The organism is Shewanella sp. GutDb-MelDb, assembly GCF_002836075.1.
Lineage (GTDB): Bacteria > Pseudomonadota > Gammaproteobacteria > Enterobacterales > Shewanellaceae > Shewanella.
Window position 1 is genome coordinate 1 of sequence record NZ_PJBM01000168.1, and the last position, 26,373, is coordinate 26,373.

The window sequence follows — 26,373 nt, forward strand, 5'->3', positions numbered from 1 at the left end:
CCAAGCCTTAAACAACTGACGGACCGTATCAGTACATTTTTGCTCAATAATCACAGTAACGGCCGTAATACGGTACTTATCATTGATGAGGCGCAGCACCTTAAAGCGGAAGTGCTTGAGCAACTGCGATTACTGACTAATCTAGAAACCGATACCAAGAAGTTATTGCAGGTGATTCTAATTGGCCAGCCAGAGTTACAGCAGCTGCTTAAACGGCAAGAGTTGCGCCAGTTAGCACAGCGAATTACCGCTCGCTACCACCTATTGCCGTTAACGCTCGAAGAGGTTGGACTGTATGTTCAGCATCGACTGCAAGTGGCGGGTCGACATGAACCTTTATTCCATAAAAGTGCCATTAAGACATTACATAAGCACAGTGATGGCATCCCCAGGTTAATTAACCTGTTGTGCGAACGTGCGTTAATGGCCAGTTATGCGCAATCTAAAGTGCCTATTGATAAAAATATGATCAATATGGCATCACGAGAAGTGTTAGGTGAAGAACCTGAAAAGAAAAACATCTGGCTTCCCATCGGTTTAGCGGCATCAATAATATTGACTTTCTCGGGGGCGTTTTACCTCTTTAGCCAATCGGCAAACGACACCACAAATTCAGAACTTAATCGTTTTCCAGCTTCAGCCTCTAATGATAGAAGTACCAGCCGCGAGGTCGATACCACAACAGCAACATTGAGCAGCAGTCAGCGAGTACTCAAAAATGCGATGGCACAAAGTCGTGATATCGACACCGCTTATGCCAGTATCTTAGGCTTGTGGGAGAAAGCGCCTTATATCGGTCTATCCGCCTGTCAATCTGCGCAGCAACAAGGCTTGTCTTGTTATCAGCAGCAGGGTAACTGGAATTCGATAGTGAGGTTAAACTTCCCCGCCGTTGTTTACCTTGTCGATGAGCAGCAACAAGCATTTTATGGCACTGTTGTCGCAAGACAAGGTGAGCAGATGTTACTGCAACTTAATGAGCAACAGTTGTGGGTTAAACGAGACTGGTTTACGCGACACTTTAGCGGTACGTTCGAAATACTTTGGCAAGCACCTCACAATCAAGTCAGTGAAATTGGTAAGTCTGCCAATCAGGCTCAATTGCAGTGGTTAGAAAATAGTTTAGCCATTGTGACAGAATCATCACCTCGATTAGTGTATCAGTTTGACGGCCAGTTAGAGCAAGCAGTAAAAGCATTTCAGCGGCAACATGGATTGGCGGCTGACGGTATTGCCGGAGCACAAACATTGGTGCAGTTAAACCTCTACTTAAGTGATGTCGGACCTCGTTTAGGTCAATCTAAGAGGTTGTATTAATGTCAATTTTACTCGATGCTGTGACGAGAGATAAACAGCAGTCTCAAGGTATCCAACATGATGTTGTAATGACGCCTAGAGCCCAATATAAGACGGTTAGTCATGAGCATCAAATGGCTAAACGCGCCGTGGTATTTGCAGCTTTACTGTTACTTAGCGTTGCGTTAGCGTGGTTATTGAGCCAAATGTTCATGGTAGAAAACAATAATAACGATAACGTCGCTAATCAAACGTTTGCAATCGCACCGGAGCAGAACCAACCGAATACACCGCTCAATATTGCATCAGCGGCGGGTCGTCAGTTTGAGGCTAATGACGCAAGTGTAAAGCTTGCTGGCAAAGTCGCGTTACCTGTAGCAAGGGCAATGCCTAACAGTGGACCTCAAGCCCGTCAAACATCGTTTGTACCCGCTGGCAGAGTGACAACGTCGAACGATGCAGAAGGTAACGATTTACTCGCGGCAGTACTTAAAGCGCAACAGAGTATTGAAGCGGACGAGAGTCCTGACGAAGTTAAGCCGCAAGCCGTTAGCAATCAACCCGATCCGATTATATTGGGCGCTAATGCTAATCAACGTGGTCAAGATATGTTGGCATCACTGCAATACGAAGTTGATCTTGCAGCTGCAGACGTTGGTTTAGATTCAAAGCCGAAACCACAAAATGACAATAACCTCGTTGCCGCTTTTGAAGCTGCGCTTAAGGATATCGAGCGAGAAAACGCATTTGCCACTCCGGTGACTCAGCCAGCATTAGACCCTATCCCTACCACGCCAAAAACGGATAGTATTCCTAAGTACGGGCAGTTACCCGCAGGCTTGCAGTTACAGGTTCCAGAATTTTCTATTAATGCGCATGTATACTCAAGTGTTGAGGACAATCGCTGGTTGAATGTGGATGGCGCTGAACTGCAGCAGGGCGATAAGATCCAAGGTAAACTCACCATTGTAGAGATTAGACCTCGAGATGTGGTGTTGTCGATACAGGGCACCGAATTTAAGGTCCCTGCAATTTAGGTGAATCTACTGACAACTGTTCTTCGAGCTGTATCGTCACTAAAAAGGCCTAACAATCGTTAGGCCTTTTTAGTGCGTATCACTTTCTGTTGTTGGTCGTGCTAGCCGTAGAAATGGTAAGCCAACAGTAAGGTCAGTGCGTAGCCGACTGAATAACATAGGGCTAGAGCCGGCACATATTTAAGATAGCTAACAAAGGTCAGTTCTTTTACTTTACTCATGGCGATAATGCCGGCCGCTGAGCCGATAACAAGTAAAGATCCGCCAACACCAACTGAGTATGTCAGCCCTAACCATTCCGGTGTATTAAGCGCGGGTTCGGCTTTTAATAATGCCGCGGTTAATGGCACGTTATCAAGTAACGCAGAACCAATACCGGCAACAAAGTTGGAGATGTTAGGGTCAAACTGAGTATAAACCTGAGTTAATAGATCCAAGGTGCCAATCTCTTTAAGCATGCCTACAAGCAATAAAATCCCTAAAAAGAACAACAGGGTGTCGTATTCAACTTGACGGATATACTCCAGGATCTGCAGCTCCTCTTTATTGCTGCGTGTTGTATGCCCAACAAGGAACATCACCGACAGTCCGGTTAAAAAGGTGAGTACTGGAGGGATCCCAAATAATATGTTTAACACCATTGTCATTACAATCGTGGTAAAGAAGATGACAGCGATACCGATATCAACTGAGCGAACCTCTGTTTTAATGGGTGTCGTACAGACTTCGCCTTCAGCTTTAAGTGAAAATAGCACTGCTAGCAGCATGACGCTAACCGCAGCAGGTATAGATAGCATCAGAAGTTCTGACATATGGACATGGCCACCAAGAAAGATCATCAAGGTTGTCACATCACCTGTGATAAGCGCGACTCCACCCGAGTTAACCGCAAAAATGATGAGCACGGCCATGCGTCTACGTATGTTCTTTTCTAGGTTGAAAGTGGTGAGTAAGCCCAGAGAAACGAGCGTTGCGGTCACGTTGTCGCAAATAGCGGAAAGTACCAGTGAGAACAATGCCACTTGCAGCATTAACATGCGCACCGATACACGTTCAGGAAATAGCTTTTGCACCAGTACTTGGATCATTCCTTTGGCATTGAGATACGCAACAAAGGTCATGGTAGACATCAGAAACAACCATAAGGTGGCAATTTCCAGCAGATTTTCGTTTAGTTGTTCTTCGACTAACTTTTCATGGCTGGGATCTCCCGCGGCCATAAAGAGCACAATCCAAGAGATACATCCAAAAAACAGAGTGGTTTTAGCTTTATTTAGATGGGTAACTTCTTCAAACACAATACTCAACAACGCGAGTACAGCTAGCGATATTAAAAATGCGTACAACATAGGGCTACTCACAGACAGATTTTTATATTGGATACTGAAATCAGTACAGGCTTGCTCTAATTTAAGGTTTGTTTAAGCTTTCCTTGCTAGAGCGCGGCGATCAGACCACAGCATAAATAAGAACGCAACTGTTATCTGGATCAAAGTTATTGCAGAAACGTGAGCTTAACACTGTGGATTTTGTATAACTTAGTGTTAACCGCTGACTTGTTATTAATGTGTAGCGACAATGACTGTTTTTTCGTGGTTAAAATACACGCAGTAGATAGCTTAACTAAGAGAGATTGAATAAGAAATTATTGCCATTAAGCAAAAACATGTACTTGAATTTATATAACGGAAAATAGGCATGGTCAGATGATGGACTTTATAGTTAAAACTTATACCCGTTGTATTAAAAGTTCGACCATTATGTGGGAATTAAAAGCCCTGTAGGCAAGATGGGGCATTGAAACTAATCGTTATACTCGGCTCTGGCATCCTTGGTAATAGCTCTACCTTCGTCCATCCGCGGACTCGTATCTCCTGGATCTGACCGCCAAGGAGGGCGGGAATGTCTTATTTTGTATGGAACAAAATAGACCACTTAATCGTATATCGAAAACCGACAACGAAGCTTAAAGGGCTTTGCCATTTACTTTAAACGTCGGCCGCACTCGTTAAGCGACTCTGATTTTCCACTTCTGCTTTGCATTGGCTTAAACGGGAATAACCATTGCTTCACTAATGCGTCTTGAATTGAAAAGTCTGAGGTGCTCTGAATGGGTCAAATACTTAGTGCTGTGGCTACGATATAAGAGGATGCGAAAGCATCCTTTTTTATTATCTAAAATTAAGCCCATAAAAAAGGAACACCTAGGTGTTCCTTTGACGTTAACTAGGGTCTATAACCTTAGCTGTATGCGTTAAGTCTAGCCTTTTGCCATTTTTGCAAAAACGCGATCAGCAGCAGCAAGCGTTGCTTCCAGTTCTGCTTCACCATGAGCCAGTGACATGAAACCTGCTTCATAAGCGCTTGGTGCTAAGTAAATGCCTTCATCGAGCATGCCATGGTAAAACACTGGGAATTTCTCAGCATCGCACTTGGTCACTTGCTCAAATGAGGTCACTTGCTCTTCTTCTGTAAAGAAGAAACCAAACATGCCGCCAACGTAGTTGATTGCCATTGGAATGCCGTGCTTGTTTGCAGATGCTTTAAGGCCTTCTGCAACATACTGTGTCTTAGCGGCGAGTTGCTCGTAAACACCGTCTTCACAAAGCGCGTCCAATTGTGCAAGACCTGCAGACATTGCTATTGGGTTACCTGACAGTGTACCCGCTTGATAAACTGGGCCAGTAGGCGCAATAAACTGCATCACATCTTTACGGCCACCAAAAGCCCCCACTGGCATGCCGCCGCCAATCACTTTACCAAGTGTTGTTAGATCCGGTGTTACGCCGTAGTGACCTTGTGCGCCGCCCTTAGAGACACGGAAACCCGTCATTACTTCATCGATAATCATCAATGCACCGTATTGGTCACAGATTGCACGTAAGCCCTGTAAGAAACCTTCAACTGGTGGAATGCAGTTCATGTTGCCAGCAACAGGCTCAAGAATGATGCAAGAGATGCTATCTGGATATTGCTCAAATAGTGCCTTAACCGAATCAAGGTCATTATAAGTTGCCGTTAAAGTGTGCTTGGCGAAATCTTCAGGAATACCAGGAGAGCTTGGCTGACCTAAAGTGAGTGCACCTGAACCTGCTTTTACGAGTAAGCAGTCAGCGTGGCCGTGGTAGCAACCTTCAAACTTTAAAATGTTGTCACGGTTAGTAAAGCCACGTGCTAAACGGATAGCACTCATAGTGGCTTCAGTACCTGAACTCACCATACGAACTTGTTCCATTGAAGGCACCATTTCGATGACTTTTTCAGCCATAGTGACTTCAAGTTCAGTTGGCGCACCAAATGATAAGCCGTTTTCAACCGCAGCAAGTACTGCTTGACGAATTTTTGGGTGGTTATGTCCCAAGATCATTGGGCCCCAAGAGCCAACATAATCGATGTATTTTTTACCGTCGGCATCAAAGATATATGCGCCATCGGCTTTTTCAATAAAACGTGGAGCACCACCAACACTACTAAATGCGCGGACTGGAGAGTTAACGCCGCCTGGAATGGTTTTTTTAGCCTGTTCAAAGAGTTCGTCGGAACGGGTCATTTTAGATCCTTAAAAGTCAGTAGCTTGATTAAAATTCAGCTTTTCGTGAATACCAATTAACTGGGCGCTCATATTGCTCTAATTGAGAGTCAACACCAAGCGTCAGTGCAAACAGTGCCATACGAATTAATAAACCGTTATCAGCCTGCCTAAAGATGGCGAGGTTAGGGTGGTTATTAAGATCGTTATCCAGTTCATTTGCTTGCTTACGAGAATCTCGTGGCAGCGGATGCATGATCACTGTGTTCGATTTACAATGTTTTGTATAAATACTTTGGTTTAATCTAAATTTTCCACGGTATTTATTTGCTTCATCTTGCGAAGGGAAGCGCTCTTCTTGAATACGCGTTAGATAGAGTATATCAGCGCGGTCTAAATTGCCTTCAAGTTGATCTGTTATTGTGATCGTATGCCCAGCATTTTCAATGTCATTGATCACATAGTCAGGCATTGCTAACTCTTTCGGTGACACTAACGTGAAGCTGACATCCTTATACATACACAAGAGTCGAGAAAGTGAATGCACTGTGCGGCCAAATTTCAGGTCGCCTACCATAGCGATATGCATGCCGCTAATATCACGCCCACCTGCAGCGAGCTCTTTTTGAATGGTAAACAGGTCTAGTAATGCTTGAGTTGGATGCTCGTTTGAGCCATCACCACCATTGATGACTGGAACACGACTGCCCTCGGCAAATTCTTTAACTGAAAATGCTTCAGGGTGACGCATCGCAATCACATCTGAGTAGCTCGATAGCACTCTGGCGGTATCATATAAGGATTCGCCTTTTGACAAAGAGGATGACGCCATACCCACGGTTTCATTCACTTTGCCACCGAGCAAGCTAAACGCGCAGCCAAAGCTGATGCGAGTACGCGTACTTGGTTCAAAGAAAAGATTGCCCAATACAGCTCCATCTAAGACGGTGGTGCGTTTTTGTCTTAAAGCATAAGGGGTCATTCGGGTGGCAACGTTGAATATGTTCTGTACGGAATCCAAACTAAGTTGGTTTACCGAGAGGATATGTGAACCTTGAAACTGAGTCATCAGCCTATATTTCCAATTTCTGGGGGGCTTTATAGCAGGCGATAAATCGCGGCTAGTGAGCCCTAAATTTATGTAGGGTGGCTGAGGCGGCACTATAGCAAAAATTCTGTTGCAGTGGAATATGCGCGCAATTGAATATGCTCACCTAAATGTTTACAGTTGGATGGGTTTTCGACCCAAAATGACCGTTAATATCGTCGCAATTTGAAGATGTCGGCCGTGCTGATGATCAGATTGAAATAATGAGGTCACATTTTAGAGAACTAATTAAGTTCCCATGAGTTTAGGGGCTGCTGATCTTTCGAGCTTGGTTTTTGTTCGATTCTTTACCGTAAGGAATAATTATTTTAGTACAAGGCTTGAGCGATGATTTAGCAACCTAAGCGAAAAGCGCGTAACGCACTCTAGTTGTAAAAGACTAAAAGTATTGAAACGAACCCTAAGGGCCGCGCTTCTTGGCTATTTTTACGGTGTTGTAGGCTATTTGTGGAGAATGACTAAACGACATAGTCTACGCCTTGTTAAAATAGCCAATAAACTGCGGCAAAAACAACCGTGAAAGATCTACAGCCACTATGTATATGGTTGTTAGCACTTGCTAAATCGTTTGTTGCAGGGTAAAACTGCGCAATAGTTTTAGGCGTTTTGATTTAAAGACATAGATCTGGAAGGTTAAATTTGGACCATATAATTTGGAATGTAGACCCTGTAGCGATTAGCTTTATGGGGCTTAAAGTACATTGGTACGGCATTATGTTTGCGCTAGCGATAGCCTCGGGCTTTCAGGTAATGAAGCGTATATATATAAAGGAAAAACTGCCGGTAGAGTCGCTGGATAACCTACTGATGTATTGCGTTGTCGGCATTATTGTTGGTGCGCGTTTAGCGCATTGTCTATTTTATGACCCTGCTTATTACTTCAGTCATCCAATGAAAATTTTCGCGATATGGGAAGGTGGGTTAGCCAGCCATGGTGGGGGTGTAGGGGCTATTTTGGCACTCTACTATTACCAGCGTCAGGTTAAGCTACCCTTCTTGTTTTTACTCGATCGCTTGGCGATAGCGACCGCTATCTTTGGCTTCTTCGTGCGGATGGCCAACTTTGTTAATTCAGAGATCTTGGGCTTGCCGACAGATGCACCGTGGGGAATTATTTTTGAGCGAGTTGATATGCTACCTCGCCACCCAGCGCAGCTGTACGAAGGGATAGCTTACTTATTAATATTTGTGTTGTTATGGGCGGTTTATAAGCTGACTGAGATGAAGCAGAAGCACGGCGCTATCTTTGGTTTGTTCTTGGTATTAGTCTTTAGTGCGCGATTCGCTATCGAGATGGTCAAGGTTAAACAAGCCGTTTATGCTGATGCATGGACATTTAGCGCGGGGCAACTGTTGAGTATTCCATTCTTGCTCGTTGGTGTTGCACTGTTAGTACTGCCTTATGTGCGTAAGCGTAAGGGATGATGAACGGCTAAACTTGAGTCTTGATTAGAGATAAAAGAAAGCCACTAGCGTTAAACGCTAGTGGCTTTTTTAATGTCTATTGATTTCGTTATTAAAACGGTAGTGTAAAGCCGATAGTGGCGGTGCGCCCCATGCCTTTGAAGTAACGTGTGTCTGTACCGACAGTCTGTGAGTAGTAAGTGTAATAGTCTTCGTTGAGCAAGTTCTGGATCCCGATGCTTAGGGTGCCGTCGTAGACTGGAATAGCGATAGATGCATCAACCGTGGTGTAACCATCAAAGTTGGCGTACACATCGTTATCCGCGTTTTTAAAGTCTTTATCCATATAGTAATTTGCTTGTACTCGGGTAGAGATATCGTTGTCGTAGTTATGGGTCCAAAATAGGTTAATACGATTGGGTGACATGTTGGCACCATCTAGATCAGTATCTACGCTTTGATCATTATTAGAATCGTACTCGCCATTTTGGATTGCGATATTAACGCCCACATCATCATGATCGCCTAGGTAAGCGGTGATGTTCGACTCGATGCCTTCAATAACACTCTTTTCGCGTTTAATCACGAACGAGCCGCTGCCATCGCCTTTTTCGACCATGCGTGAGCCGTAATCACTCGATGAGCGGTAATAAGCGATTTTGGCTGAGAAGTTGTCACCTTGGTAATCGGCACCAAACTCAATATTGTCAGTCACAATAGGCTCTAGCGCTAAGCTATCTTCAATACTTGGGTTCACGCCTTGAAAGTTATCGCCGTCTCTGAGTACGCGTCCAACGTCTGGCATACCAAAGCCTTGGTTGTAGCTGGTGTAGATCCGTAGCGCGGAGTTCAGTTTATAAGAAACGCCGATATTAAATAGCGTTTCGGTAAAATCGGGTGAGCCACCCTCGATGTGTTTGTCACCGTAACCGTATAACGTTTTGTAATCATCGACATTGAGCTTAGCGTATTCATAACGCACGCCACCCGATAGGGTTAGATTGTCGATGATGTCGTAATCTATTTGCGCGAAAGGCGCAATGTTATCGTAGGTGCTTTCAGGTACCCAAGAGGCGCCACTGACCACCATATCTTGCTCAGTTGTGTCGCGGAAGACATCCAAGCCGTACGCAATACTGACACCAGAATCGGCGATGTTTTTGGCCAGCATTGATGCTTTCATGCCCCATTTAACTGACTTATTACGCGATTGCTCATAGTAGAGAGACTCGCCGTTGGTGCCAGTGCCACAGACTGTGACCTGATCGCTGCCTTCCATGCTTGGGTCGTAAAAGCTCGCCCAACAACCACCACCGTAAACCGCTTCAAAATTTTGATTGAAAAACTGTAGGTTTAGCTGCTGACCGCCAATGTTTTCATGGATATAGGTCAAGCTAGTGGTGGTGACTTGATTGTTGGCTGCTTCCCAAGGCTGGTCTTGTTCGATTGCGCCAGTAGGCACGTCGTTTTCTTTATCGCCTTTAACGGCCATATAGTTGCCGTTGTTTTCCATATTGTAATGGTTAACCATTAGCTCCAATCGAGACTCATCGAAATCGTGGCCAAGTTTGATAAAGAAATCGGCACTTTGGCTGTCCATCGACTCGCCTTGAGTGGTATCAACCCCAATCATGTCGTCGTTAGCATCGTAATAAACACCGTTATTGCGGTAACTGACAGAACCAATCATGTCTAAGTTTTCTGATTCACCAGAAAAGGCATAGCTGGTACCAAAGCTAATGCCATCACCGTCTAGGCTGTTAGGCACACTGACATCAAAACTTACTTGGTGCTCATTGTCGCCGGTGGGTTTTTTAGTGATGTAGTTGATGATGCCGCCTTGGGCACCTAAACCATGCATGGCGTTGGCACCATGAATAATCTCAATGCGCGCGATCATTGCGGGATCAATCGTCTGCCCTGAACGACCGCCGCTGCGCAGTGGATTCGATTGCGGTACACCATCTATCATGATTAACGGGGCTCTGCCACGCAGTGTCTCACCAGTATTGCTCATTTTCTGGCGACTTGGAGAGAAGCTCGGCGCTAAATTGCCAATGATGGTTGAGAGGTCTTTAGTGGTACGAAACTGCTCTTCTAATTGCTCTTGGTCGATGATGGTAACAGTATTAGGAATGGAGCTGACAGGCTTATCCATTCGACTAGCGGTGACGGTGATGATTTCTATATCTTCATCTTGAGCCTGAGCAATATGTGGCAGTAGTGTAGCTGAAATCGACAGTGCGACTAAAGAGGTCTTAAACTTCATGATAGATCCCGTAAAGCGGAGACACCGTAATAAATCAATCCCTTCCCTTGGTGTAGCAATCCTTTAAGGTGTGTTAACCGCGCATTGTAAATGATAATGATTATTGTTGATGGCGATTATGTCGAAGCCCATTTCTGCTGTCTATGTAAAGTTCAATTAGTTTAATGCAAATGATAAGGATTGTGATTTAGATCTAAATTATGACTTTCTTTGAATGGTTTTATAACGTTAGTGGATGAATTTTAGGCGTTTAAACCCGAGGGCTGGGCGAAATTATATGTGAAATTAAACACAAATTTACAGACGCTCTGTCGTTAAAGCGAGTGCTAAGTTGAGCTTTCAAATTGAAGCCAATAACTTGTATGCTAACCGGCATCTTTCCTTGCAACTGAAATAACAGGCCTCTAATGAGAAATAGCCTAATTTTTATTATATTGTCGCTCACACTGCTGCTACAAGCTTGCCAAGAACCCAAAGTGACAGCATTGTCGAATAACGCTACCGTTATCGCATTCGGTGATAGCTTAACAGCAGGTGTAGGGGCGACAAAAGGGATGGATTATCCTAGTCAACTGGCAAATATGAGTGGTCTAAATGTGATTAATGCAGGGGTGTCGGGAGAAACAACCCGTCAAGGTGCTAAGAGGTTGCCTAGCGTATTAGCAAAACACTTGCCTGAACTACTCATTTTGCTTGAAGGTGGTAATGACTTTCTCAGAAATCAGTCTAAAGCGAGCACTAAAGCTAATTTGGCAGCCATGATTGAACAAGCTCAATCGCAGGGGGTGACAGTATTGTTGGTAGCAGTGCCTCAAAAAAGTCTGTTTCTATCACCATCGCCTATTTATGCTGAATTGGCAGACGAGTATCGATTAGTGCTCATTGAGGACGTACTCAGCGACTTACTGAGTCGTTCGAGTCAGAAGTCAGATGCCATCCACCTTAATGATAGTGGCTACTTAGCACTCGCCAAGTCCATACTTGAAAAGATAAACCAGTGATAAATCATGGTAAATGATGCCGTAGGCAGTATTATCAGTAAAAATTAGTTGAGGAATACTCAACGTACATTGGACTCCTGACTGAGTCGCTGAGGACTTTAGCAACTGCCAGCGAATAAAACAGACTAATTACTTGGATTTGTCGCACTAGTGCAGTCTTTATTTGGACTGTTAATCGAATCACAGATTTATTCACTGAACGAAATTAAATGCGCATTAGATGGCTGAAACTTGGTAAGCTAGGGAATGAGGGCTTGGCCCCAAATACCAATGGCTAAGAGCTTTAAGCTGATTGCGTATATCAATAAATATAATAAAAGGTTTAACGCTTGAAATGACAGATCTTGAGCAGCAGGTATTTACTCAAGTACGCGCTATTATCAGCAATGAAGAGCAGGTAATTGGCCGTAGAGGGATACTTATCCCGTTAAAAAAAGCCATCATTGCTGATGGTGATATTCGAAATGTGATTGATATTGTCTCGTCAGATCCGGCGTTATCGGCGCACTTACTGTGGCGCAGCAGTACGGCGAATCAAATCTCGGCCTCATCCATAAAGAATCGTTCATTGAAAGATGCTTTAGTGAGACTAGGGCAGGTGAACATCTATCGTTATGCGTTTACCTTTTATTTGAAAGAAAGGTTAGATGAGCTAAAAGAGCCATATAAAAAACTAGTTCATGGTTACTGGGCACTGACTGAAGCCGTTGCAACAGAGGCTGTTGATAGCCTACATCAAATGAATAGCTTTGATATCAGCCCAGATGAAGTGCAAACATTAGCATTATTTAGCGTATTTGGTGACATCATCGCGTTGACTGCGTTTGCTTATTTAAACCATGATAACGATAAGCCCTACTCGCTTAGTGTGCTTAAAGCCGTTATTGAAAATCAGCAACAAACGTTGACGATGGAAGCTTTCGAATCATTGGGGCTCGATGAAGAGTTACGTGATGAGTTTTTGATCGCACATAATTTACGCCAAACACATAATGCTGCTTCACCAGGATTGGTGCTTCGGCGCACGCTCGCTAAAAGAAAGCTATTATTGCGACCGTTATAGAACATAAAAAAGCCTGCTGTTAGCAGGTTTTTTTTATGAGTAACAGTATTAAATCGTTAGTCGAGTTTCTGTTGATAAATCCCTTCCTTTGCCACCATCTCTAGCCAATGCTGCGCTAAACGTGCACTAGCCCCATTTCTGCGATAAGCACCAAACAAGGGTCTTTTTAACCCTTCGCTACCCAATTTAATGCTAACGAGGTTTAAGCCGTAGCTTTCGCTAATAGACCAGTTTGGTAACGCAGCAATACCATCTTTACACGCGATGCGTTGTAGTAACATCATGGTGAGATCACACTTAATCACCGGCCCTGCTTGAATGCCCGCAGGTTCCATGAAATGGCGATAAATATCCAAACGTTCTAGCGACACTGGGTAACTTAAAATAGGTAAGTTTTCGAGTTGTTTCGGGGTGACATATTGCTCTTTTGCAAGCGGGTGATCGCTGGACACAACAAGTCGCACTTCAAAGTCAAAAAGATGTTGGTAAGCAATTGCTTGTCCTGGTACCGGATCTGACGTTAACACCACATCCAGTTCCCCTAATTCAAGCGCGTTGAGAGAGTCGAAAAGATGGCGACTCGAAAGATCGAGATCGGCCTGTGGATACTCCTGTCTGAATTGCTCCATAACGGGCATTAGCCAGCGAAAACAGCTATGGCATTCAATACCGACACCAAGTTTGTTATCGCCCTCTTCAAGTCCCTTTTTGAGGTCAAACTCAGTTTCAATGACTTTAGGTAAAATATCTTCTGCCAGATTTAACAATCTGGCACCTTCTTGGGTGAAAGAGAGAGGCTTACTTTTTCGCACAAAAATGGACGAATTAATCCTGGTTTCAAGTTCTTTGATCTGATGAGACAGTGCCGACTGTGTGACAAAGCGTTTCTTGGCAGCTCCAGCGAGGCTGCCGCTTTCCTTAAGGGCTACTAATGTACGTAAATGTCTAAGCTCTATCATTTTATCCTCAGATGAAATTTTCTCATGTTGCTCTTGAATTCATTTCGATTGCGATGAAAGAGACTATCACAATAAACTTCTAGACGTCCAGACATCCTGATGGATATTAGAATAATGCTATTCAGATGAGCGTATGCCTGAATTTTGCTCATCTTAACACTATAAGGTATACAATATGCAATTAAATAGTTTGGGTTTCCCTAGAATAGGTCGGTTACGTGAATTGAAGTTCGCTGTAGAGAAGTATTGGAGAGGAGAGAGTAGTCAAAATGATCTACTCGATACTGCTAAAGAATTACGTGCAACACACTGGCGCTGGCAGGCTGATGCTGGAGTCTCATTAATCCCGGTTGGGGATTTTGCATATTATGATCAGATCCTTAATTTGAGTGCCACTTTAGATGTGATCCCCATTCGTCACCGCGGTGAAAATGGGATAGACCTAGACACTTTGTTTCGCGTCGGTCGTGGCCGAGCGCCAACAGGAAAAGACGCTCCCGCTGCAGAAATGACCAAGTATTTCAATACTAACTATCACTACATCGTGCCGGAGCTCACCGAAAATCAACAATTCGGTATTGGCTATGAACAAATATTTGAAGAGGTCGCAGAAGCACAGGCGTTAGGCTATCAAGCCAAACCGGTACTGCTTGGGCCTGTGTCATTTCTATACTTGGCAAAAACGGTCGATAGTGAGTTTGATAAACTGTCATTGTTGCCAGCGCTATTAATCGCCTACGGTAAAATATTGGCTCGATTTATGGCGCAAGGCGTTGAATGGGTGCAGTTAGACGAACCTATTTTAGCGCTCGAGTTAGATAGTCAGTGGACCGAGGCGATTACTCAAGCTTACCAAGCGCTAGCAAGCAGTGAAGTGAGTATTCTACTGGCAAGTTATTACGGTAGCATCGCCCATCATCATACATTGGTGGCTAAGTTACCCGTAGCAGGGTTACATCTTGATCTTGTTAGTGGACCCGAGCAGCTCGCGCCATTTGTTGACACGTTAAGAGCAACACAGGTGCTATCGGTTGGTGTCATCAATGGCCGCAATGTATGGGCGGCAGAACTGGACCATATTGCAGAATCTATCTCAAATGTGGCCAATGATCTTAAGCAGCGACTCTGGTTAGCACCATCATGTTCATTGCTGCATAGTCCTGTCGATTTGGAAGTAGAAACCCAATTAGCGCCAGAATTGAAACAGCAACTTTCTTTCGCAAAACAGAAACTCTCTGAACTGAGCAAACTTAAGCAGTTGTTAATAGATCCTAATTCAACACAAAGCCTTGAGATTGTTAAGCAGTGTGTAGCGCGACGAACCGTTAGAGCAAAAGCGGCTAATCAAGATGTCATTGCCAGAGTTGCAGGGTTAAGCGCGGCTGATTACGAGCGTGATGATGTATTTACAATACGTCAAGCAGCGCAAAGGCAGAAATATAAACTGCCGTTATTACCCACGACGACGATTGGAAGCTTTCCTCAAACCCCTGCTATTCGTGGTTTACGAGGTCGCTGGCGTAAAGGAGAGATCACACTAGAAATCTACAATGAGCAATTACGCCAAGTCACTAAAGATACGGTTGAACGTCAGCTAAAGCTTGGTCTTGATGTATTAGTGCATGGTGAGGCTGAACGTAATGACATGGTTGAATACTTTGGTGAGCAGCTTGATGGTGTCGGCTTTACGCAATTTGGTTGGGTACAAAGCTATGGCTCTCGCTGTGTTAAGCCGCCGCTTATTTATGGTGATGTATCGCGCCGCAGTGCTATGACGGTTGAGTGGGCTGAATTTGCTCAAAGTCTGACTGAAAAACCGGTGAAAGGCATGCTAACAGGTCCGGTAACCATCCTGCATTGGTCATTTGCCCGAGAAGATATCAGCCGTGAACAGATAGCGACTCAGATTGGTTTGGCGATTCGTGATGAAGTGGTCGAGTTGCAAAATGCGGGGATTGGTATTATTCAAATCGATGAACCTGCGTTTCGTGAAGGCTTACCGCTTAAAAAGAGTGATTGGCATCACTATCTTAACTGGGCGGTTAATGCCTTTAAATTAAGCGCAGCAGGTGTGGTAAATGACACCCAGATCCACACGCACATGTGTTACAGCGAATTCAATGAAACCATCGCCGCAATAGCTGCAATGGATGCGGATGTGATTACCATTGAAACCTCACGTTCACGGATGGAGTTGCTGAACGCATTTGAAGATTTCAATTATCCGAACGAAATTGGTCCAGGCGTTTACGATATTCACAGCCCGAACACTCCGTCGGTTGATGACATTGTGGCATTAATGGAAAAAGCAGTGCAAAAAATCGATGTGCAGCAACTGTGGATTAACCCTGATTGTGGTCTTAAAACACGTACTTGGGATGAAGTTGAGCCAGCGTTGATCAATCTTGTTGAAGCCACCAAGATCCTCCGTAGAAAATTAAACTAAGAGGGCTATATTTATCCTCAATAATAGCTCCAATGACACTTAACTTCAGTGAGTGTCATTGGACTCAAATTGAACTTAATTACATCGAGACAAAGTTATTTCTATATCTTGATGAACTAAATCTGCTAAAGCTCGGTCTTATCTGTTATTGGCGCATGACGCTGGTGATAATCGATAGTTCTGGAGTTCGTTATTCGCTTTTTTTGCAAAAAACAAACCACTAATAATGGAGTCGTCATGGTTTTTACTGTGCTGATTTTTTTATGTTTGATGCAAAATAGTCGAATATTTCATACTATCAATCAGATTATTAGCCATGATGTGCCGCAATTCAGCACGCAGAGTTGGACGGCAGAACAATCTTTGGATGAATTAACCGTAAAGCCTTGTGAGCTATCTGCAAAATCTTTACGGGTTTGCATGGATGAACCGAATCTAAGCCTTGTATTGCTATTGCTGTTTTTCATTCCACTGTTACCTATCGTTTTCCGCCAATTACATTGGGTTCTCGATGTTCCGATTCTGCCTAAACCACGGCGAATACACCTCTTTTTTTGTCGTTTTCAAGAGTAACGTATAAAAGTCATTAGCTTTACCGCTAAACTGACTCTATTTGCGCTTTACACCATCTTTTATCAATATATTTTGCGCTTACTGTGACTCAGTAAGCCTTTTGAAAATGTGCTGACAGCATAACGACTTAGCTCAAAAAGCTCAGCCTCTTTATTGCTTAGAGAGCTGAGATTATGCATTGCTACGGAGACGAAATTGAAAATTGTTAAACCCTTTTTACTGATATTTGGCTTGTTAATATCGAGCTCAACCTTTGCCCAATCTACTGGGTGGATTGAAAATCCAAATCACCCGCCAGTTACCGCTAAGTTCATGCTTACTGGCGAGCTAGATCCCGTAAGCAAGACCTTGCCGGCGGTGTTAGAGGTTAAGCTTGACGGTGATTGGAAAACCTATTGGCGCAGCCCTGGAGAAGGCGGCATTGCTCCTAGTATTGATTGGGAACAATCGGAAAACCTTGCCAATGTAAGTTGGGACTGGCCCACACCAGAAGCCTTTTCATTACTGGGTTTACAGACATTTGGATATAAGCATGATGTGATGTTTCCGATGTTATTACAGAGTAAGGATATTAATAAACCTATTAAAATTAAAGGTTTGCTCACATTATCTAGCTGTACCAACATCTGCGTGTTAACCGATTATGAAATAAACCTAAACATTGATCCTAAGCGTATGACAGCGGATCCCGCCGCGATGTTTGCCTATAACAAGGCAACATCGAGCGTGCCACAGCATAAGACTGACGCCGACATTAACCTTGGTTGGGATCAAGAAAAGCGACAACTTGAAGTGTTACTAAACGAGGGCGATTGGCAATATCCGCAATTGATTATTGATGGTGAACCCGACGTTACCTTTAAATTAAAAAAGGTAGAAACCAGTACCAATGATCAAGGGGTTAAACAACTAAAAGCCATTTTTGATGGTAGCAGTTGGTTAGGAGAAACGGATCTCATTGGTAAATCGTTAAATGTCACTGTGATAGAGGCGGATACGGCTATTGAGTACAGCGCACCGGTGACCGCGGTGGATATTATTGATAGTGGATCGTCATTACTGACTATGTTGCTGATAGCACTACTCGGTGGTTTGATCTTGAATGTCATGCCGTGTGTGTTACCGGTTCTCGGTATGAAGTTAAGTGCAGTTGTGGCCGCGCCAGAATTTAATAAAACTAAGATAAGACAACAATTTTTATCGTCAGCTTTAGGTATTTTGGTCTCTTTCTGGCTGTTAGCGGGCTTTATTCTTACCCTAAAAGTCACCGGACAAGCAATAGGTTGGGGCGTGCAATTCCAAAACCCTTGGTTTATTGGCTTTATGGCGTTGATCACCTCTGTATTTGCCTTAAACATGTTAGGGGCATTTGAAATTAACTTGCCTTCTAGTGTGCAAACAAAGCTGGCGACGACCGGTGGCAATGACAACCGTGGTCACTTTTTACAAGGGATGTTCGCGACACTATTGGCCACACCCTGTAGCGCACCTTTTTTAGGCACTGCAGTCGCATTTGCACTTGGGGCAGATGCTATCAGCTTGTTTGTTATCTTTACGGCCTTAGCTGTCGGAATGGCGTTACCATGGTTGATGGTCGCGGCAGTCCCGCAAGTGGCGAATTACTTTCCAAAGCCCGGTCGCTGGATGAATGTGGTTAAGGTTATTTTTGCAGGCTTATTGTTACTCACCAGTCTTTGGCTTATTAGCTTATTAGCCAACTTCATTTCAACGGGCATTCTATGGGTTGCTGCGGCGATATTAGTGCTGTTATTTATCACGTTGATGGCTAGGGTTCATGGCTCTGCTGCCGTGATCGCCAGTATTAGCATGGGTATTCTTGTCAGTGCGATAACTGCTTTTGCCACATCAGATAACTGGGCGCGTCCGTTACCCACAGATCTTAGTTGGACTCCACTGCAACAAAGTGACATTCAGGCAAAAGTCGCTGAAGGGAAAGTGGTCTTCGTTGATGTGACCGCAGATTGGTGTATTACCTGTAAAGCCAATAAAGTCGGGGTGATATTACAAGACCCTGTTTATAGCCGCTTAAAACAAAAAGATATAGATCTTGTTATCGGTGATTGGACTAAACCTTCGGCGCCTATTACCGACTATTTACAGAGCCATAATCGCTATGGCGTACCGTTTAATGTGGTTTATGGGCCCAATGCTCCTGATGGGATCGAACTGCCTGTGATTTTGTCTTCAAAGGAAGTGATCGCAGCGATCAATAAAGCCTCTGCTAAAGGTCCTTTTTAGCGTATACGGCAAACCTAACTCGCTAGCTACTATAGTGACAGACGCTAGCGAGCTAAACCTATATGACTGAAAACGGTTAAAAGGACCGTTTGAAGGTAGTATTTTTAAGAGAGTATTAAGATGACATTAAGCGTAAAAGCAAAAAGCATAATAGGCGTGGCTCTAGCGGTCATATTCACATTTATCGGGGTTCAAACGGTGAGTAGCGCAAGTGTTAAAGCGGATGAAGGTAAGCTTAGTGCAGGGCAACAGCAAGAAGTTAAGGGGATATTGAAAGAGATGCTGCTCAATGACCCAGATCTGCTTAAAGAGGCGATTATTGCTATGCAAGTACGCGAGCAAGGTTCGCAGAAAGCGAGCGCTAAGTCGCTCATCAAGCAGTATCAACAGGCGCTATTTAATACAAAAACAGATCCATGGAAAGGCGCTGAGTCGCCAGACGTTACCATGGTTTATTTTACCGATTTTAACTGTCCTTATTGTAAAAAATTAGAGCCAGAGTTGGAAAAATTAATAGCCGAATTTCCTCAGTTGAAAATCATTATTAAAATGGTACCGTTACAGGGACAAAGTGCTGTAGAAGCGGTCGAATTGGCGCAAACGGTTTGGCTGAATGAACCTGAAAAATACCTTGCACTTAAAAAGACTTTGATGGCAGCGCCTCGCCGGCTCGACTCCGCGACTATCGCCAAAGTGGCCAAGTTAACACACACGCAGAAGTGGCTGGGTAAAAATGACAGCCGAGTGGATGCCATTGTGGATGAAAATCTACAGTTAATGCGACAACTCGGTCTTCGGGGAACCCCAAGTATGATTATTGGTGAGCAGATAATCCCTGGTTTAGTACCGTTTGAAACGCTTAAACAAGAGGTTGAAAAAGCGCTTAAGGCACAAGGATAATGACGAAGCCGAATGCCTCTAAATCCCTATTGAGTAAAGTACTTTATGGGGCTAAACAAATAGCTATTATGCTGGTGGTTTTCACCTTGTTTTCTGCAGCGTTAGATCTGTGGCGCAGTAAAGATATCCCCACCGATAATCTGCCAGACTTAAAAGCGATGACTCTAAATGGTGAGCCCGTAGATATTCTGGCGATGAGTTATCAGGAGCCTGTTCTGCTGTACTTTTGGGGAACATGGTGTCCAGTGTGCAGCTTTGTTAGTCCATCGGTTGATATAATGGCGTCACAATATTCGGTGGTGACTGTGGCGATGAACTCCGGCAGTGATGAAAAACTCAGCCAGTATTTGAAGCACAAACAATATGATTTCCCCGTGGTTAATGATAAGAAGGGGCTACTTTCCCGAGACTTTTCAGTCAATGTGACGCCGACGTTGATGGTGATTAAAGACGGTGAACTGCAGTTCTATACCAGTGGTTTTACCAGCTTACCAGGAATGTGGTGGCGAATGCTGTTGGCATAAAGCCAGCTGTTCCCTCATGTTGTATTCAGTCTAAGGTAGCCAAGTCGGCTACCTTTTTATTATCTATTATATTTTTGCACTGAAGAGTTATCGGTGATCTGCACTCTGCTAAGCACTTCATCATTATAAATGAAATGGAAAACACCGCCGTCATTGGTGTTCTATACTGGTTAACATCTTTGTGTTTAACCGCGTTGGAGCTAGCCATGAGTCATACTTACAAGATTATTGAGCTTACAGGTTCATCCCCGATTAGTTCGGATGATGCAATAAAAAATGCCATTGCGGCGGCAAATGAGTCAATACAGCATATGCGCTGGTTTCAGGTGACCGAAACTCGGGGTCATTTGGAGGAGGGGATGGTGGCTCATTGGCAAGTGACAATCAAAGTAGGTTTTACACTTAATCCCAAATAAATACAGTTAATATACCGAAGGGCTACTCTATTGTGGGCAGCCTTTAGGCATCTCGTGGCAACCCTTTTTCTACCGTCCGAATGACCCGCTGTGTTTTACGGCTTAATAGGCTCTGTTTGGTACTTTGTTGTTCGAGTGCCCAGTCAATATGTTCAGCTACCATCTCATCAACTTCATCCGATAATTTGCGCGCTTCAAGTGCCGACATGATGGATGCTGAAGTCGGTGCATTGCCAAGAGCGATAGCGATATTTCTAAGCCAACGTCGATGACCTATTCTGCGGATCGCACTGCCTTCGGTTAGCTTTAAGAACTCAGCTTCACTCCATGCAAATAACGTCAATAATTCAGGTTGCTGTAACGGAGTGCGAGTGTGAAAATCTTGTTCAGCGGTGATAGGTGCCTGACTATTGATAGGACAAACGAGTTGGCAATCATCACAACCGTAAATTCGATTGCCTATGGCCTCACGAAACTCGACCGGAATAGCCCCTTGTAGTTCAATGGTAAGGTAGGAGATACAGCGGCGCCCATCAACCACATAAGGCTCGACAATGGCGTTAGTCGGGCATGACTTAATGCAGGCCACACAGGTGTTACAGTTCTCGCTTACCGGAATATCGACAGGCAGAGGCAGGTTGATAAACAACTCACCGAGGAAAAACCAACTACCAGCTTCTTGATTGAGCAGTAAGCTGTGTTTACCCGTCCAGCCTAAGCCCGCTTTATCGGCGAGAGGCCGCTCTAGCACCGGCGCTGAATCGACAAAAGGACGGGAGTTGGATTTACTGAACCCCATCTCTTTTAGTTCAGCCTCTATTCGATCTCCCAGTTTTTTGAGTCGACTACGGATCATTTTATGGTAGTCTCGGCCGCCTGCATACCGCGAGATATAGCCTAAGTTGGGATCTTTTAGATTGGTGGCAAAGCCTGCATTAGGGGGCAGGTAATCCATTCTTGCGGAGATGACTCTTCGGGTACCAGGGTGTAACTCATGTGGCCTGGCACGCATCATACCGTGATTAGCCATATAGCCCATGTCACCATGGTAGTCGTTGTCTAGCCATTGCTGCAGTTTAGGTTCTTCGGCCGTTAGATCTGTGTCGCAAATGCCGATCTGCGCAAAACCTAACTCTTGACCCCAGGTTTTAATTTTAAGGGCCAATTCGCCGAGTTGAGTGGGCGTTAAGGTATCAATTGCTGCAGGTAGTGAAGGAGTGTCTGGCATAGCTCTAATAACGGCTTGAAGTAACGGCTAATGATAGCAGTTATTGGGAGGGAATAGGTATCCCCGCCTTCTTCTCTAACTCATTTTTACTTGGTTGCGTCCATTGCTTTTGGCTTGATAGAGCGCATCGTCAGCTTTTTTGAGGAGCAGTGACAGCTTATCATCTGTGGTAGAAAGGCCAGCAACTCCAGCACTGATGGTTAGAGCAAAGCCCCGTGGAAACTTGCAGAAGTTAGCCTCACAGACTGTTTTTATAAGATTCTGAGCAATTTTATACGCTTGAGCTTTATCAGTCTCGGGTAAGATTATCAAAAACTCTTCGCCACCAACGCGTGCAGTTGGGTACTCGGAGGAGAGTATTTCTCGACAGGTATCAGCAAGCAGTACTAGCGCGTGATCGCCCACCTCGTGACCGAAGTTGTCATTAATAAGTTTAAAATGGTCAGCATCAAATATAATCACAGATAACGGCGTTTGTGTTTTCTTTGCTTCCTCAAAACAGCGCTGCGCTTTGGTATAGATATAACGACGATTAGGTAATTGTGTTAAATGGTCAGTCAGTGCGAGTTCCGATAATAATTTGTTCTTTTGCGATTGCTTATAAGCAAAAAAGGAAATAATAATGATAAGGAAGCTGCCGAGAAAAATGATGATCCCTTGCTGGATTTTATTTTGCTCTAACATCGCAAACTCAATCTCCTTGAGCCGCTGATTTTCTATCAGGTGGCGATTCTCTGCTTCTATTTGATCAACATTAAAGCGAGTACGCATTTCAGTTGTATAGCTTGAAAGCCGCTTTAAATCGAGTTCTTTATGTTGCTTCACATACTCATTAAGCGCGCGGTAAGCTTGTTGCCAGTTATTTTGACTCAGAAATATTTGGCTTTCGACTAGCTGCAATTCTGCTAAGCCTCGGATATTTTTTACACGCTTGAAGGCTGCTCGTGCTAATGCCAGGCTTTCGTGAGCCTGAATTAACTTGCCATTGGCAAGGTATGTTTGCGCTCTAAATAGGTGCATAAAGCTGTAAAAGGCTTCATCGGTAGGCAAAATAAAAGGTTCAGCTTCATTTAAATATTGATTAACTTTTTTAAAGTCACCTAGCTTAATCAAGGTACCAGCCATATTTACCGCTACCCTTGCTTGTTGTAACTCTTGTTTATTGGCTTTCCAGTATAAGTAGCCTTGTTCGAAAAGTTTTTTGGCGGTCTGTAAATTACCTAACTCTTCTTCGGCAATAGCAATGGAAACTGTTACAGCAATAGCGGCATCAAAGTCTTTGTCTGTGATGTAGCTATGTTCCAATTTTTTATAATAACGAATCGCATTTTTTTGATCGCCAAAACGACGATAGCTGGTGGCTATCTCGTAAAGGTTGAACTTTACCCATGCAGGCAAATTTAAACTTTGATACAGAGATTGAGAGGTGATTAGGTCTTCAAGGCCTTGGGTGAAATTTCCTTGGTAGGAATTTAAGTAACCGCGAATACTTCTGGCATCAGCAATCAGACGTAGGTCTTCTAATGCATATGCATCATTTACCGCCTTGTTATAGCCTTTTAGCGCTAACTCGACATCCCCATTCTGCTCAGTAAACCAAGCTTGGCACAGTTCTAAGTCTAATTTATGGCTTGGGAAGTCAGCTAAATCTGGTTTGGTTAATGCGTGTTGTGCAAAGGCTAAAGCTTTGGAGAGTTGGTCTGCTTCGTTGGGATCAAATGCCCAGCAACGCACGCGAGTTAGCTGCAGTTGTCTTGAAGTATCATCTTTAGCGATTATTGCTTCTAGTCGTTCAATATAGGTGTTAAGCGTTTGGTTGTTAATCACAGTACCGCTATTAATCAAGGTAAATAGCGCATCGGCTTTATCTGTGTTGCTTTGCTCGGCATAGCAGAATGAACTCACTGAAAGTAAGCTTGCAAATAGCATGATTTTTACTAACAAAAACGGCTTTGGCATTTAGCGTTTGCTTAGTCCTGAAGTCATTGATATTCATGGTTAGCATACACGATATAATATTTTTAGAGTCATTTTTTGGTCACTAAGGCTAGCAAGCCAATATTGCCGCCGACAAGTTTTGCATTTACTAGTTGGGATCTGTATAACAACGCCGTGTTTAAAGGACTAAATCCTCAAAGGTAATGTAATGAAAAAGATTTTGGCTTGTTTGCTGATGCTGATGAGTTGGTCAGTATCAGCTAAATCAGATTTAGAGCAATCAGGTGATATTTTACATCTTCTCATTCCAGTCGCTGCGCTCGGTGGCAGTTTAATGTACGAAGATGACTACGAGGGCGCATGGCAGTTGGTTAAGACTGGCGTGGTTTCTCGTCTTGTTGTCGAAGGGCTTAAATATACGGTAGATAAAGAGCGTCCAGATGGTTCGGGTGATGATTCATTTCCGTCAGGACATGCTGCTGATACCTTTGCTGCAGCCACATTTGTACAGCAACGCTATGGTTGGAAGTGGGCTATTCCTGCCTATGTTGGCGCGGCATATGTTAGCTATACACGGGTAGAAAGCGATAAGCATCAGCTCGAGGATGTGTTAGCGGGCGCGGCAATCGGTGTACTATCTGGCTTATACTTTACCGACCCATATAAAGACATTACCATCACGCCAATTGTAGGTAACGGCAATTATGGCGTGTATATTAGCGGCACTTTCTAGGCCGTATTGTAAAATTGTAATAGAGATCAAAAAATGACTGAAGTAAACGCTGAATATAAAGCTCGTGCTGAGCTGGTGGCATTAAACGTGTGTAATACCGTTATGCCAATGGATCAAATCCCAGAGAGCTTGTTAGAAGCTTATGCCAACCTTTGTAATGAGTTGATTGAAGATACCGATCTTAAATTCAATAGTGGCTGGAACGCCTTACCTGCTAGCGCCAGAGCACTATTGCCGCAAGAAGATTTTCACGGTTTTTATATTGCTAATGCTTGGTTTCAATTGAGCCGCGTAGCACAAGATATTGCCGACATGGCCGACTCAGATGATGAGATCGCCGAGAAAGAATACAACGGTATTTTCACCCGTTTATCAGATGCTTCACTCAAAGAGAGTGTTCGTAAGCTGAAGAAAGCCCGTACCGATCGCTCAATGCTTAACAGCATTAAAGCCGTTATCGAAGGTAAGTAAACCCTTACGTTTGTGTAAAATGGGTTAAAGACTGAGGCTATGGGGGAACTAAACCGTAGCCTTTTTTGTGTCTGGATGACTTATTATTGTTGGATAGGGGATACCCGTTGCCAAAGGTCGTCCTCCTAAGAGTCGAACGTGCAACCTCATTGCATACGGCTCAAGTTCTACTAAGGCATATTACGTTACTCTGTAACCTCACAAAGCTGGCAAGACAGGATTAAACTAAGTGTTTCAGCCTTTCATTACTGAGTTTCCATTCGTTTAAGTAAGTTTAATATTCAGGATTGTAGGGCCTGTTCACGTGTCTTCTTATCGGTGTATGGGCTATTTGCACAAGGTTAAACGCACAGTTCATTGCTCTTGCTAGCTTTAATAAGTAGTTTCCTGCTGTACCCACTGATATTAAACTCGAGAAAATCAAAGGCTACATTGATATGGGTACCATGCATTTTCTTTGCAGAGTATTAATCCTCTTTCTTGTAGATATCGAACAAGTTGCGGTTTGATTTCATTGATGAGCACTTCCTTTGAAGTATCCGTAATCACGAAATCATCAGCGTATTCTATAAATTTGATGCTATCGCCTTTCCCATCCATGTGCAATGGACTTAACCGGCAAACAACATAAGAGTTGGAGGGACTATCACACCCTAGGGCGTTCCTTCCGCCGCTTTGTAACCACCATGCCTCAGTTTACAGGCGGAGGGCATCTGTAATTATAGAAATAATGCGATGAGGTACTAAGATAAATTTCAAGTGATGCTTGAAATTATTAGATTATCATTCTATAACTACTGAACTATGGTCAAAAGAAATTCTTTGCTGCTCACTTTGTAAGTGGGAAGTCAGTTTTAATAAAAAAGGAGACTATTACATTTCTATATTATTGGGATCTATAATTCAGTCCAGCAGATTGTAAATAAGCACCTGTTTACTTTTTACGATGATGGATTCACTAAATATTAGAATGGGATACTAATGGAAGTTGATTACAATAAGCTTAGGTTACTGATTGAGTTATCAAAATATGGGAACCTGAAAGACGCTTCTATCAAGATGTCTCGCTCAGTTAGTTCTTTAAGTAAAGATCTGGCAGCCCTTAGACTACAGCTGAATGATGCTCTCTTAGTTAGGGTGTCAGGAAAGCTTCAAATGACAAGTTTTCTTGAAAATATTCACTCGGAACTAGATAACGGGTTCAAAAAAATAGATGAGC

Annotated in this window: 21 protein-coding genes; 14 read left to right on the forward strand and 7 right to left on the reverse strand. The window is 43.7% G+C overall.

The genetic code is table 11. The features are described from left to right. Positions 1-1,317, forward strand: a 1,317-nt coding sequence (locus tag CXF82_RS07790) for an ExeA family protein (RefSeq protein ID WP_102043956.1), incomplete at its 5' end; no start/stop codon positions are given. Beyond that, a complete protein-coding gene (locus tag CXF82_RS07795; RefSeq protein ID WP_102043957.1) occupies positions 1,317-2,333 on the forward strand; it encodes a general secretion pathway protein GspB in 1,017 nt (338 codons plus the stop codon). The genes CXF82_RS07790 and CXF82_RS07795, both read left to right, overlap by 1 nt. Positions 2,334-2,434: 101 nt before the next feature. Here the strand turns inward: CXF82_RS07795 and nhaD are convergent, their stop codons facing one another. The 3 genes from nhaD to CXF82_RS07810 all read right to left on the reverse strand — a co-directional run bounded on the left by nhaD (position 2,435) and on the right by CXF82_RS07810 (position 6,931). Continuing rightward, a complete protein-coding gene (gene nhaD, locus CXF82_RS07800) occupies positions 2,435-3,682 on the reverse strand; it encodes a sodium:proton antiporter NhaD (protein WP_101092961.1) in 1,248 nt (415 codons plus the stop codon). A 911-nt stretch (positions 3,683-4,593) separates the two neighbouring features. Then, positions 4,594-5,883 carry a glutamate-1-semialdehyde 2,1-aminomutase gene (gene hemL / locus CXF82_RS07805; RefSeq protein ID WP_101092959.1) on the reverse strand — a complete coding sequence of 430 codons (1,290 nt, stop codon included), beginning with the start codon at positions 5,881-5,883 and terminating at the stop codon, positions 4,594-4,596. Between the two features lie 28 nt (positions 5,884-5,911). After that, a complete protein-coding gene (locus CXF82_RS07810; RefSeq protein ID WP_102038161.1) occupies positions 5,912-6,931 on the reverse strand; it encodes an aspartate carbamoyltransferase in 1,020 nt (339 codons plus the stop codon). Positions 6,932-7,609: 678 nt separating this feature from the next. Between CXF82_RS07810 and lgt the strand changes: the two genes are divergently transcribed. Further along, complete coding sequence (gene lgt / locus CXF82_RS07815) at positions 7,610-8,395, forward strand: prolipoprotein diacylglyceryl transferase (protein ID WP_101092955.1); 786 nt, start codon at positions 7,610-7,612, stop codon at positions 8,393-8,395. A gap of 91 nt (positions 8,396-8,486) precedes the next feature. Here lgt and CXF82_RS07820 read toward each other — a convergent pair whose 3' ends face one another. Continuing rightward, positions 8,487-10,643, reverse strand: coding sequence for a TonB-dependent receptor (locus CXF82_RS07820; protein ID WP_102043958.1), 2,157 nt, complete (start codon positions 10,641-10,643; stop codon positions 8,487-8,489). Between the two features lie 407 nt (positions 10,644-11,050). Between CXF82_RS07820 and CXF82_RS07825 the strand changes: the two genes are divergently transcribed. Together CXF82_RS07825 and CXF82_RS07830 are read left to right on the forward strand one after the other, a co-directional pair. Beyond that, positions 11,051-11,644 (forward strand): GDSL-type esterase/lipase family protein, encoded by a 594-nt coding sequence (locus tag CXF82_RS07825; RefSeq protein WP_102043959.1) that lies wholly within the window; start codon positions 11,051-11,053, stop codon positions 11,642-11,644. A gap of 334 nt (positions 11,645-11,978) precedes the next feature. Then, a complete protein-coding gene (locus CXF82_RS07830; protein ID WP_101092950.1) occupies positions 11,979-12,707 on the forward strand; it encodes an HDOD domain-containing protein in 729 nt (242 codons plus the stop codon). Positions 12,708-12,763: 56 nt separating this feature from the next. Here CXF82_RS07830 and CXF82_RS07835 read toward each other — a convergent pair whose 3' ends face one another. Beyond that, positions 12,764-13,666, reverse strand: coding sequence for a LysR family transcriptional regulator (locus CXF82_RS07835; protein ID WP_102043960.1), 903 nt, complete (start codon positions 13,664-13,666; stop codon positions 12,764-12,766). Between the two features lie 175 nt (positions 13,667-13,841). Here CXF82_RS07835 and metE point away from each other — a divergent pair, with 175 nt between their 5' ends. The 6 genes from metE to CXF82_RS07870 all read left to right on the forward strand — a co-directional run bounded on the left by metE (position 13,842) and on the right by CXF82_RS07870 (position 20,784). Beyond that, complete coding sequence (metE, locus tag CXF82_RS07840; protein WP_102043961.1) at positions 13,842-16,112, forward strand: 5-methyltetrahydropteroyltriglutamate--homocysteine S-methyltransferase; 2,271 nt, start codon at positions 13,842-13,844, stop codon at positions 16,110-16,112. A 237-nt stretch (positions 16,113-16,349) separates the two neighbouring features. Then, positions 16,350-16,685 carry a hypothetical protein gene (locus tag CXF82_RS07845; protein WP_102043962.1) on the forward strand — a complete coding sequence of 112 codons (336 nt, stop codon included), beginning with the start codon at positions 16,350-16,352 and terminating at the stop codon, positions 16,683-16,685. A gap of 195 nt (positions 16,686-16,880) precedes the next feature. Further along, complete coding sequence (locus tag CXF82_RS07850; protein ID WP_102043963.1) at positions 16,881-18,944, forward strand: protein-disulfide reductase DsbD family protein; 2,064 nt, start codon at positions 16,881-16,883, stop codon at positions 18,942-18,944. A 120-nt stretch (positions 18,945-19,064) separates the two neighbouring features. Next, positions 19,065-19,844 carry a DsbA family protein gene (locus tag CXF82_RS07855; protein WP_101092940.1) on the forward strand — a complete coding sequence of 260 codons (780 nt, stop codon included), beginning with the start codon at positions 19,065-19,067 and terminating at the stop codon, positions 19,842-19,844. Continuing rightward, on the forward strand, positions 19,844-20,368 hold the full coding sequence (locus tag CXF82_RS07860; RefSeq protein WP_102043964.1) for a protein disulfide oxidoreductase: 525 nt from the start codon (positions 19,844-19,846) through the stop codon (positions 20,366-20,368). Before CXF82_RS07855 ends, CXF82_RS07860 begins: the two co-directional genes overlap by 1 nt. 206 nt (positions 20,369-20,574) lie before the next feature. Continuing rightward, positions 20,575-20,784, forward strand: a complete 210-nt coding sequence (locus tag CXF82_RS07870; protein WP_101092934.1) for a dodecin — start codon at positions 20,575-20,577, stop codon at positions 20,782-20,784. Between the two features lie 43 nt (positions 20,785-20,827). On the opposite strand, the gene queG is transcribed toward CXF82_RS07870, so the two are convergent. Together queG and CXF82_RS07880 are read right to left on the reverse strand one after the other, a co-directional pair. Then, positions 20,828-22,012, reverse strand: coding sequence for a tRNA epoxyqueuosine(34) reductase QueG (gene queG, locus CXF82_RS07875; RefSeq protein WP_101092932.1), 1,185 nt, complete (start codon positions 22,010-22,012; stop codon positions 20,828-20,830). 75 nt (positions 22,013-22,087) lie between these two features. Then, entirely contained in the window at positions 22,088-23,971 is a 1,884-nt protein-coding gene (locus CXF82_RS07880) for a tetratricopeptide repeat-containing diguanylate cyclase (protein ID WP_102043966.1), read from the reverse strand. 187 nt (positions 23,972-24,158) lie between these two features. On the opposite strand from CXF82_RS07880, the gene CXF82_RS07885 reads away from it, so the two are divergent. The 3 genes from CXF82_RS07885 to CXF82_RS07900 form a co-directional block, all read left to right on the forward strand. Continuing rightward, complete coding sequence (locus CXF82_RS07885; protein ID WP_101092928.1) at positions 24,159-24,683, forward strand: phosphatase PAP2 family protein; 525 nt, start codon at positions 24,159-24,161, stop codon at positions 24,681-24,683. A 33-nt stretch (positions 24,684-24,716) separates the two neighbouring features. After that, entirely contained in the window at positions 24,717-25,154 is a 438-nt protein-coding gene (locus CXF82_RS07890; RefSeq protein WP_101092926.1) for a DUF3069 domain-containing protein, read from the forward strand. Between the two features lie 981 nt (positions 25,155-26,135). Continuing rightward, positions 26,136-26,373, forward strand: a 238-nt coding sequence (locus CXF82_RS07900) for a LysR family transcriptional regulator (RefSeq protein ID WP_145991674.1), incomplete at its 3' end; no start/stop codon positions are given.

Bases quoted from the DNA above. Each gene is read 5' to 3' on its own strand.
- queG (WP_101092932.1), bottom strand. From the start codon at position 22,012: ATGCCAGACACTCCTTCACTACCTGCAGCAATTGATACCTTAACGCCC.
- CXF82_RS07890 (WP_101092926.1), top strand. From the start codon at position 24,717: ATGACTGAAGTAAACGCTGAATATAAAGCTCGTGCTGAGCTGGTGGCA.
- CXF82_RS07870 (WP_101092934.1), top strand. From the start codon at position 20,575: ATGAGTCATACTTACAAGATTATTGAGCTTACAGGTTCATCCCCGATT.
- CXF82_RS07830 (WP_101092950.1), top strand. From the start codon at position 11,979: ATGACAGATCTTGAGCAGCAGGTATTTACTCAAGTACGCGCTATTATC.
- CXF82_RS07795 (WP_102043957.1), top strand. From the start codon at position 1,317: ATGTCAATTTTACTCGATGCTGTGACGAGAGATAAACAGCAGTCTCAA.
- CXF82_RS07820 (WP_102043958.1), bottom strand. From the start codon at position 10,643: ATGAAGTTTAAGACCTCTTTAGTCGCACTGTCGATTTCAGCTACACTA.
- CXF82_RS07885 (WP_101092928.1), top strand. From the start codon at position 24,159: ATGAAAAAGATTTTGGCTTGTTTGCTGATGCTGATGAGTTGGTCAGTA.
- metE (WP_102043961.1), top strand. From the start codon at position 13,842: ATGCAATTAAATAGTTTGGGTTTCCCTAGAATAGGTCGGTTACGTGAA.
- CXF82_RS07835 (WP_102043960.1), bottom strand. From the start codon at position 13,666: ATGATAGAGCTTAGACATTTACGTACATTAGTAGCCCTTAAGGAAAGC.
- CXF82_RS07810 (WP_102038161.1), bottom strand. From the start codon at position 6,931: ATGACTCAGTTTCAAGGTTCACATATCCTCTCGGTAAACCAACTTAGT.
- CXF82_RS07855 (WP_101092940.1), top strand. From the start codon at position 19,065: ATGACATTAAGCGTAAAAGCAAAAAGCATAATAGGCGTGGCTCTAGCG.
- CXF82_RS07845 (WP_102043962.1), top strand. From the start codon at position 16,350: ATGGTTTTTACTGTGCTGATTTTTTTATGTTTGATGCAAAATAGTCGA.
- CXF82_RS07860 (WP_102043964.1), top strand. From the start codon at position 19,844: ATGACGAAGCCGAATGCCTCTAAATCCCTATTGAGTAAAGTACTTTAT.
- nhaD (WP_101092961.1), bottom strand. From the start codon at position 3,682: ATGTTGTACGCATTTTTAATATCGCTAGCTGTACTCGCGTTGTTGAGT.
- hemL (WP_101092959.1), bottom strand. From the start codon at position 5,883: ATGACCCGTTCCGACGAACTCTTTGAACAGGCTAAAAAAACCATTCCA.
- CXF82_RS07825 (WP_102043959.1), top strand. From the start codon at position 11,051: ATGAGAAATAGCCTAATTTTTATTATATTGTCGCTCACACTGCTGCTA.
- CXF82_RS07880 (WP_102043966.1), bottom strand. From the start codon at position 23,971: ATGCCAAAGCCGTTTTTGTTAGTAAAAATCATGCTATTTGCAAGCTTA.